The sequence below is a fragment of the Kluyvera intermedia genome (genome assembly GCF_021440345.1).
Classification (GTDB): domain Bacteria; phylum Pseudomonadota; class Gammaproteobacteria; order Enterobacterales; family Enterobacteriaceae; genus Kluyvera; species Kluyvera intermedia_A.
On sequence record NZ_JAKCNS010000034.1, the window covers coordinates 69,848 to 78,697 of the forward strand.

8 protein-coding genes are annotated in these 8,850 nt (G+C 52.6%); 1 reads left to right on the forward strand and 7 read right to left on the reverse strand.

Features of this window, described 5'->3' with window-relative positions:
• Nucleotides 1–60: 60 nt before the first annotated feature.
• The 4 genes from lspA to LZ634_RS10630 are packed head-to-tail and all read right to left on the reverse strand — an operon-like array spanning nt 61 to nt 4,557.
• A complete protein-coding gene (lspA, locus tag LZ634_RS10615) occupies nt 61–558 on the reverse strand; it encodes a signal peptidase II (RefSeq protein ID WP_234504786.1) in 498 nt (165 codons plus the stop codon).
• Nucleotides 558–3,407: an isoleucine--tRNA ligase gene (ileS, locus tag LZ634_RS10620; protein WP_234504787.1), complete on the reverse strand. Its 2,850-nt coding sequence runs from the start codon at nt 3,405–3,407 to the stop codon at nt 558–560. The genes lspA and ileS overlap by 1 nt, the downstream gene beginning before the upstream one ends.
• 33 nt (nt 3,408–3,440) lie before the next feature.
• A complete protein-coding gene (gene ribF / locus LZ634_RS10625; RefSeq protein WP_234504788.1) occupies nt 3,441–4,379 on the reverse strand; it encodes a bifunctional riboflavin kinase/FAD synthetase in 939 nt (312 codons plus the stop codon).
• A gap of 49 nt (nt 4,380–4,428) precedes the next feature.
• Nucleotides 4,429–4,557 (reverse strand): hypothetical protein, encoded by a 129-nt coding sequence (locus LZ634_RS10630; protein ID WP_234504789.1) that lies wholly within the window; start codon nt 4,555–4,557, stop codon nt 4,429–4,431.
• 151 nt (nt 4,558–4,708) lie between these two features.
• Between LZ634_RS10630 and rpsT the strand changes: the two genes are divergently transcribed.
• Nucleotides 4,709–4,972 (forward strand): 30S ribosomal protein S20, encoded by a 264-nt coding sequence (gene rpsT, locus LZ634_RS10635; RefSeq protein WP_003018940.1) that lies wholly within the window; start codon nt 4,709–4,711, stop codon nt 4,970–4,972.
• Nucleotides 4,973–5,170: 198 nt separating this feature from the next.
• Here rpsT and nhaR read toward each other — a convergent pair whose 3' ends face one another.
• From nhaR to LZ634_RS10650, 3 genes are all read right to left on the reverse strand, one after another.
• A complete protein-coding gene (gene nhaR / locus LZ634_RS10640; RefSeq protein ID WP_234504790.1) occupies nt 5,171–6,079 on the reverse strand; it encodes a transcriptional activator NhaR in 909 nt (302 codons plus the stop codon).
• Between the two features lie 40 nt (nt 6,080–6,119).
• Nucleotides 6,120–7,289 (reverse strand): Na+/H+ antiporter NhaA, encoded by a 1,170-nt coding sequence (gene nhaA, locus LZ634_RS10645; RefSeq protein ID WP_234504792.1) that lies wholly within the window; start codon nt 7,287–7,289, stop codon nt 6,120–6,122.
• Between the two features lie 151 nt (nt 7,290–7,440).
• The coding region (locus tag LZ634_RS10650; RefSeq protein ID WP_234504794.1) for an aryl-sulfate sulfotransferase at nt 7,441–8,850 on the reverse strand (1,410 nt) is incomplete at its 5' end.

The following is an 8,850-nucleotide window of genomic DNA, read 5'->3' on the forward strand; positions in this document are numbered from 1 at the left end:
GCCTACAAAGATTGCCTGATAATGTCAGCCGGATATGCGCAAGCAACATCCGGCTTTTTATTACGCGGCTTTTTTCTGTTTAGAAGGTAAGAATCCTTCCAGCACAACCAGCGCCGCACCGATGCAAATGGCGGTATCGGCCAGGTTGAAGGTAGCAAAGTGCCAATCGCCGACGTAGAAATCGATCATGTCGACGACGAAACCATGCCACAGACGGTCGAACAGGTTACCCAGCGCGCCGCCAATAATCAGCGCATAGGCGATGTTATTGAGCTTCTGCGTCGCTTTGGAGCGGTACATCAGCACCGCCAGGATAACGCAGATCCCCACCGCAATTCCGGCGAAGAACCAGCGCTGCCAGCCGCCGCTGTCAGCCAGGAAGCTGAACGCAGCGCCATAGTTACGCGCATAATGCAGATTAAGCGACGGGAACAGCGATACCGTATCCCCCAGAGCGAAGTTCTGGAGGATCAGATATTTGCTGCCTAAGTCGATAATCAGCACGACTACCACCAGCCACAGCCAGCGCAGCCCTGTTGAACAGACAGATTGACTCATCAGGCAAACTTACGTTTTTCGCCATCACCGGCGATGTTGCTTACACAGCGGCCGCAGATTTCTGCATGCTCCGCCACCTTGCCAACGTCCTGAGTGTAATGCCAGCAGCGCGGGCACTTCTCACCTTCGGCTTTATTCAGCGCCACTTTCAGGCCTTTCAGCAGTTCGCTCTGCTGGGCATCAGCGGTCGCCTGCGCATAATCCGCAACTTTGGCCCCGGAGGTCAACAGGACAAATCGCAGTTCATCGCCCAGCGCGGTCAGTTTCGCCGCCAGCTCAGGTTCAGCGTACAGAGTCACCGCCGCTTCCAGCGAGCCACCGACTTTCTTATCAGCACGCGCCTGCTCGATAACCTTGTTCACTTCGCCACGAACCTGCAGCAGAACGTCCCAGAAGCCGTCGTTCATCGCTTCGCTTTCGTCCAGACCAAACAGACCTTCGTACCATTCGCCGGTAAAGACGTATTTCTCGCGAGAACCTGGCAGATAGCCCCAGATTTCATCCGCGGTGAAGGACATGATCGGTGCCATCCAGCGAACCAGCGCTTCTGCGATGTGGTACAGCGCGGTCTGGCAGCTACGACGCGCCACGCTGTCCGCTTTCGCGGTGTACTGGCGGTCTTTGATGATGTCGAGATAGAACGAGCCCATTTCAACGGAGCAGAAGCGCATCAGACGCTGTACCACTTCGTGGAAATCATAGGATTCGTACGCTTTCAGGATGTCTTCCTGCGCTTCTTTCGCACAGCCAACCGCCCAGCGATCCAGAACAACCATCTCTTCCGGTTTCACCATGTCTTTTACCGGATCGAAACCGTTAAGGTTCGCCAGCAGGAAGCGCGCGGTGTTACGGATACGACGATAGCTGTCGGCAGCACGTTTGAGAATTTCATCAGAAACAGCCATTTCACCGGTGTAGTCGGTGGATGCCACCCACAGGCGCAGAATATCCGCACCCAGTTTGTTCATCACGTCCTGCGGAGAAACGGTGTTACCGATAGATTTGGACATCTTACGGCCCTGACCATCAACGGTGAAACCGTGGGTCAGTACCTGACGGTAAGGCGCTTTGCCTTTCATCGCCGTGGAAATCATCAGGGAGGACATGAACCAACCGCGGTGCTGGTCAGAACCTTCCAGATACATATCCGGGGTGTGGCCGCCAAATTCTGGACGCGCATCCACCACGGAGTAGCTGGTAGAACCGGAGTCGAACCACACGTCCAGAGTATCCGGGACTTTCACGTAGTTATCAGCGTCGTCGCCGAGGATTTCACGTGGGTCGAGATCCCACCACGCCTGAATGCCGTCTTTCTCAACGTATTTAGCGACTTCTTCAATCAGTTCGGTGGTACGCGGGTGCAGCTCTTCGGTGTCTTTATGCACGAACAGCGACATCGGCACGCCCCAGGTACGCTGACGGGAGATACACCAGTCAGGGCGGTTGGCGACCATCGATTCGATACGCGCTTTACCCCATGCAGGGATCCAGCCGCTCAGATTTTCTTTTGTCAGACCATCCTGCTCAATACGGTCGATCTCTTTGAGCGACTGAATGCGCAGTCCTTTCTGATCCATGCTGATGAACCACTGCGGCGTCGCACGGAAGATGATTGGCGTTTTGTGACGCCAGCAGCACGGATAGCTGTGCAGCATTTTCTCAACGTGCAGCAGCGCGCCTTTTTCGGTCAACAGCGCAACGATTTTGTCGTTGGCTTTGAAGACGTTCACGCCGTCTAATTCTGGGTAGGTGCCTGCCAGATAAGTGCCGTCTGGGCCAACCGGGTTAGCAATCTCCAGGCCGTATTTCTGGCTGATAACGTAGTCGTCAGGACCGTGACCACCGGCGGTATGGACCGCACCGGTACCGGCATCCAGAGTCACGTGGTCGCCCAGGATAGCAGGCACATCGAAGCCCATGAACGGATGGGTAAAACGCATCAGTTCAAGATCGGCGCCTTTAACGGTGCCCAGCACGGTGTAATCGGTCGCGCCGATACGCGCCATGACGCTATCGAGCAGATCTTTCGCCACGATGACGGCCTGACCGTCAATCTGCACCAGCGCGTATTCAAACTCAGAAGAGATAGAGATCGCACGGTTCGCAGGCAGCGTCCACGGGGTAGTCGTCCAGATAACCAGGGAAACAGGGCCATTAACGTTGCTGGCACCAAATTTCGCTTTTACCGCATCCGCATCAACGGCGTGGAATGCCACATCGATAGATGGGGAGGTTTTGTCGTAATACTCCACTTCCGCTTCTGCCAGCGCAGAACGGCAGTCAACGCACCAGTGCACAGGCTTAGCGCCTTTCAGCATGTGGCCGTTGTGAATGATTTTACCGAGCGCACGAATGATGTTGGCTTCAGTTTTGAAGTCCATCGTCAGGTACGGATGCTGCCAGTCGCCCAGCACGCCCAGACGGATAAAGTCGTTACGCTGACCATCAACCTGGCCTGCTGCGTATTCGCGGCATTTCGCGCGGAATTCTGCCGCCGTGAACTTCTCACCCGGCTTACCGAACTCTTGTTCAACCTTGAGTTCAATTGGCAGACCATGGCAGTCCCAGCCAGGAACATAAGGCGAGTCGTAGCCGGTCAGTCCTTTGGACTTAATAATAATGTCTTTGAGAATCTTGTTTACAGAGTGACCAATATGAATGCTGCCATTCGCATATGGAGGGCCATCATGCAGAATGAAGGTTTTTTTGCCCTTTTTCGCGTTACGAATAATGCCGTACAGGTCATCTTCGGTCCAACGCGCCAGCATTCCCGGTTCACGCTTGGCGAGATCGCCGCGCATCGGGAACCCTGTTTCCGGCAAATTCAGGGTTGATTTATAGTCACTCATCAGATTCTCGGTTCCGTATTTTTACGTAGGCATTTAAGCCGGGTTTGATAGCCCAAAAAACTCGCGGGCCGTTAATTCATCACGCGCAATCTGCGCCTTTAGTTCATCCAGCGACGCAAATCGCTGCTCATTGCGTATTTTCTTACGCAGCACTACATCTATGTGGCGACCATAAAGGTCCATTACAACGTCCAGCAAATGCACTTCCAGCTGCTGACGTACGCCAGCAACCGTCGGACGCGTACCAATATTGGCTACGCCCGGCAGAGGCTTATCACCCAGTCCCATCACTTCCACCGCATATACCCCTTTTACCGGGGAGACCTGACGACGCAGCGGCAGGTTTGCCGTCGGGAAGCCAATGGTGCGGCCCAGCTCATCGCCGTGCACGACGCGACCGGAGATGATAAACGGATGGCCCAGCAGGTTTTCGGCTTGCTCAAGGTTATCTTCGGCCAGCGCCTGACGCACCGCAGTACTACTAATACGCACACCGCCGTGACAGAAAGTTTGCGTACTGGTGATGTCGAAGCCAAACTCTGCGCCAGCCTTCTGTAATAACAAGAAATCGCCCTGACGACCAGCGCCAAAGCGGAAATCATCCCCTACTGCGAGGAACTGGACGCCAAGACGTTTCACCAGCAGGTCGCTAATAAACGCCTGGGCGGTCAGCGCAGCAAAGCGTCGGTCAAAGCGTAAGCAAACGACGTAGTCCACTCCACTTTCAGCCAGATAGCACAGCTTTTCGCGCAGACGCGTCAGGCGCGCAGGGGCTTTATCAGCGGCGAAAAGTTCCAGCGGCTGCGGTTCAAAAATCATCACCACCACAGGCAAACCTCGCGCCCTGCCTTCAGCACGTAAGCCCTGCAGTAGCGCCTGATGCCCACGATGCACACCGTCGAAATTACCAATGGTCAGTACGCACCCATGTGGTGCCTGACTGAGATTATGTATGCCGCGTATCAGCTTCATGTCTGGCTCAAAAGAGTGAAAATCGTCAGAGTATACCTTGTACAGCAGCTCACGTTAACCCGCTATTGCACCTCGTCGCCGAAAGAGGGAATGATTTCATCGGCATCCGTCGGAATGGCAAGAAAATATAGCCGGGCCGGGTGATTTTTGTGCCAGAAAGACTGTATTCGTTGCCCACAAGCTGGTAGAATCCTGCGCCATCACTACGTAATGCAGCGTTGTCATTTTAGCGGCGCTTATTTGCACAAATCCATTGACAAAAGAAGGCTAAACGGGCATTCTCCTCGGCCTTTGAATTGTCCATATAGAACACATTTGGGAGTTGGACCTTGGCTAATATCAAATCAGCTAAGAAGCGCGCCGTTCAGTCTGAAAAGGCCCGCAAGCACAACGCTAGCCGTCGCTCTATGATGCGTACTTTCATCAAGAAAGTATACGCAGCTATCGAAGCTGGCGACAAAGCTACTGCACTGAAAGCATTTAACGAAATGCAACCAATCGTGGACCGTCAGGCTGCTAAAGGTCTGATCCACAAAAACAAAGCTGCACGTCATAAAGCAAACCTGACTGCACAGATCAACAAACTGGCTTAATCGCCCGCTTGTTATCAGCTTTGAAAAAAACCCGCTTTATGCGGGTTTTTTTACGTCTGCAATTTGGGATGTTTGACCTGGTTTAACGCAGGGGAAGAATAAAATGCAGGCCCGATAAGCCGGAGCAATCATCGAGTGATGAGCTCCGGACTCGCTGTTCACACAGCGTTTATCAGGCAGATTTACCGTTTTCGCTTCTCAGCGAGTCACCTTTTCCGGCTCAGCAAAAAGCGCGGAATAGTCGCGGTGGCAGATACGCTGTACCGCCGGGTGCTGGATCATACGTTCGGCAAATATCGCGTGATACTCCTCCATGACGCTGTCCATACGACCGATTTCCACGATGCTGTTATCCGCGTAAAAATCATGCGCATACAGCGTCGGTGCGACGAAAATAGCGTTATGCGCAGCCCCAAACGCCTTCATCAACGCGGCGTCATCAAACTCACCGAGAATCTCCACCTTCAGCCCCTGCACGTTAAACCAGTTCAGCAGTTTACGCCCCAGCATAGAACGGCGGCCGGGCACCAGCAGGCGGCGCTCTTCCAGACAGGCCGGGAAGGGTTTTTCCGGTGGCGGATTCATACACCAGAAGCTGACGCTGCACTCACCAATCTTCACCGAGAACAGCCCTTCCTGCTGCGTGGAGTCGATTGGGCAGTCGGAGATAATCATATCCAGCTTATGCTGGCTCAGCTGCTCCAGCAGCATCTCATGCGTAGATTCAAAGCAGCGTAGATGAATTTGCTCGTCTTCCACCACCGCAGCATCCAGCACACCGCTCACCAGCCGTTTTGACAGCGCATCGGCCACGCCGACGTCAAACAGCAGGTTGGACTCTTTGCGATAGTTAACGATATCCAGCATTTCCTGGCTTAAGGTGAACATCTTGTCCGCATAGCGGAACACCAGCTCGCCCAGTTCACTCGGCTCAATACCGCGCCCTTTACGTTTAAACAGCTTGCCCTGCAGACGCTCTTCCAGTGCCTTGATCTGCCCGGTAATAGTCTGCGGCGTGAGGTACAGCGCCTCCGCTGCACCCACGACCGAACCTTCCTTGTAGACATGCCAGAAGTAGTAAAGATGATTGTAATTAATGTGCGACATGCCCTGTGCTCCCCTCTCCTTTAATGATCATTTTCGATACTTACGCCGTTTGCGGCTTTAAATACGCGCGCAACAAACTATATCCCACCACCGCCGACAGCACGGAACCGACCAGAATGCCCAGCTTCGCCCAGTTAATCAGCGATGGATCGACGCTGCCGAAGGCCAGGCTGGCAATAAAGATAGACATGGTAAAGCCAATACCACACAGCAGGCCGACCGCCATAATCTGCGAGAAGTTCGCGCCTTCAGGCAGTTTGGCCAGCTTCAGCTTCAGTGCCAGCCAGCAGAACAGGCTGATTCCCAGCGGTTTACCGATAAACAGACCCGCGATAATGCCCAGCGGCAGCATCGATGTCAGGCCGCTGAAAGTGACACCTTCCAGAGAAACACCGGCGTTAGCAAAGGCAAACAGCGGCAGGATCATAAAGGCCACCCACGGATGCAGCACGTGCTCAAGCTGCTTCGCCGGTGATTTCCCATCCTGCTCATGCAGAGGAATAAAGAAGCCAACAATCACCCCGGCAAGCGTCGCATGTACGCCGGATTTCAGTACTGCTGTCCACAGCACCATGCCAACCAGAATATAGATCCCCGTGCGGCGCACTCCGCTGAGATTCAGAGCTGCCAGTACCACAATGGCGGCCGCGGCGACGCCCAGCGACAGTAACGACAGATCGTTGGTATAGAACAGAGCGATAATGACAATCGCCCCCAGATCGTCGATGATCGCCAATGCCATCAGGAAGATCTTCAGCGAGGCCGGTACTCTGCTGCCGAGCAGCGCCAATACGCCTAATGCGAAGGCAATATCGGTGGCAGCCGGAATCGCCCAGCCGCTGCTGGCGATAGGGTCCTGAGCGTTAAAAGCCAGGTAAACCAGTGCCGGAACCACCATGCCGCCCAGCGCAGCGATCACCGGAAATATTGCCTGGCGACGCGTCGCCAGCGAGCCTTGCATCAGCTCGCGTTTGACCTCAAGGCCAATCAGCAGGAAAAAGACCGCCATTAACGCGTCGTTGATCCACAACAGCATGTTTTTATTGATTTCCAGAGCGCCAACCCGCAACTGCACGGGCGTCTCAAGGAAAGCATGATACAGACCGCTGGTTGCGCCCAGGTTTGCCATGAGCATAGCCATTACAGCGGCAATAATCAGGAGGATGCCACCGGAGGCATCGTTACTAAAAAAGCGCTGAATATGTTTCACTTTTCATACTCTCTATCTAGTAAATACTTCGTGATTGCTATCTTACATCGCTAGATACATCGTTAAAATTAGATTATACATGGTAAACAACTCGGTTTTATCGAATAAAAAAGCCCGATGAAATATCGGGCTTCAAGACAGGAGACCTTAATCAGTCATACAGCCCCATCTTATAAACACGGAAACTGGTAATGTCATAGCGATAGCCATCCCCATTCACGTCTGCATTTTTGTAATACCCAGATGTCATGGTCGCCTCAAAAAGCACCGATTTTGTCTCAGCATCAATCTCCTGTAGGAGCAAGTTACCCATTGCCTCCGTTCCCTCCTGCGGGTCAATAACGTCGCTATCCCCCGGCTGACACGAAATAGCCCGACCATTTTCATCAAATGTACAATCGCCAAAGTGAATGACAATATTACCGTTCGACTGGATCTCTTTAGCACTTACGCAGCTACTGTAACCACGGGATCCTAGTTCTTTCCCATACTCAAATGGGCGTTTGACGGTCATGGCGTTCAGATCGATAACAAAATGGACCACTCGGCTGTAATTATCTGGAGGAAGTAGGCTGTTTTCATCATTTCGCGAACGGAAATTACCATTATCAAATACCATAAACTCCACGATACCTGGGTCATCATTAGCAATTTCGACAACGTTATGCTGCCCCCACGTCCAGAAATCACGGTTCGCAGCCTGAATATCCGCCGGGCGACTAAAGTCATAAAGCGGCATGCCATCGTTATCTACAGGCGTCAGTAAATAAGGCTGGTACTGCTCAGCCCAATCTTCATGGGTCGACATAATAAATTGCAGTGACTCATTCTCAAGAGAAACACCAAACACAGCGCTTTGATGACGCCCCGAAGAAATCAGCAAGTTATTCGTCGTATTTACGTAACTTTGGTTGATATGTAGCCAATCTGACACAGTGGGATCTTCACCGGGTGCTGTGCCGGTCGGACGAGGTGTTCGCGATGGATCCAAAATCAATGCCATATCGTAATAAGCAATCTCCAGGCCTGTCGTCAGGTCAACCACCGAAACACCATCCTCGTTGCTTTTAAGCGCGTCGGGTCTACCAGAAGTATACTCAGAAGGGGCAATAACCGTGTTTGCATCCCACTGCCATATTGAATGATGGAATTGGTTATCCAGAACATAGAAGCGATGCAACTGCCCCATCATGTCAAACTCATACATATTCAGATAGGTAGCTTTCGCTTCTGATGTCGCAAGGAAATGGCCATTTGCAATACGGACAAAGTTAAATGAAGGGAAATCTTGCGTAACATACCAGCGGACAATCCCATTTTGATCGAGCGCGTAATTATAGCGATCAAAATGAGTGATGAAATAGAACCCAGGCGCCAGGCTTACAGTGTTCGTGACCGGTTGAGTGACATTGATAATTGGGAATCCCAACTGCACTTCGGCCGAATCGGTTGCAGGAAGTGGCGGTGTGGTAAGTAGATAATTAGCCACCTCCAGATCATCAATCAAAATAGCAACCCGATTATCTGTTGCAGGTACCAAACCAAGTACGGGTACAAGGTT

Coding starts and splice junctions, on each gene's coding strand:
- lspA (WP_234504786.1), bottom strand. CDS start 558: ATGAGTCAATCTGTCTGTTCAACAGGGCTGCGCTGGCTGTGGCTGGTG.
- ileS (WP_234504787.1), bottom strand. CDS start 3,407: ATGAGTGACTATAAATCAACCCTGAATTTGCCGGAAACAGGGTTCCCG.
- ribF (WP_234504788.1), bottom strand. CDS start 4,379: ATGAAGCTGATACGCGGCATACATAATCTCAGTCAGGCACCACATGGG.
- nhaR (WP_234504790.1), bottom strand. CDS start 6,079: ATGTCGCACATTAATTACAATCATCTTTACTACTTCTGGCATGTCTAC.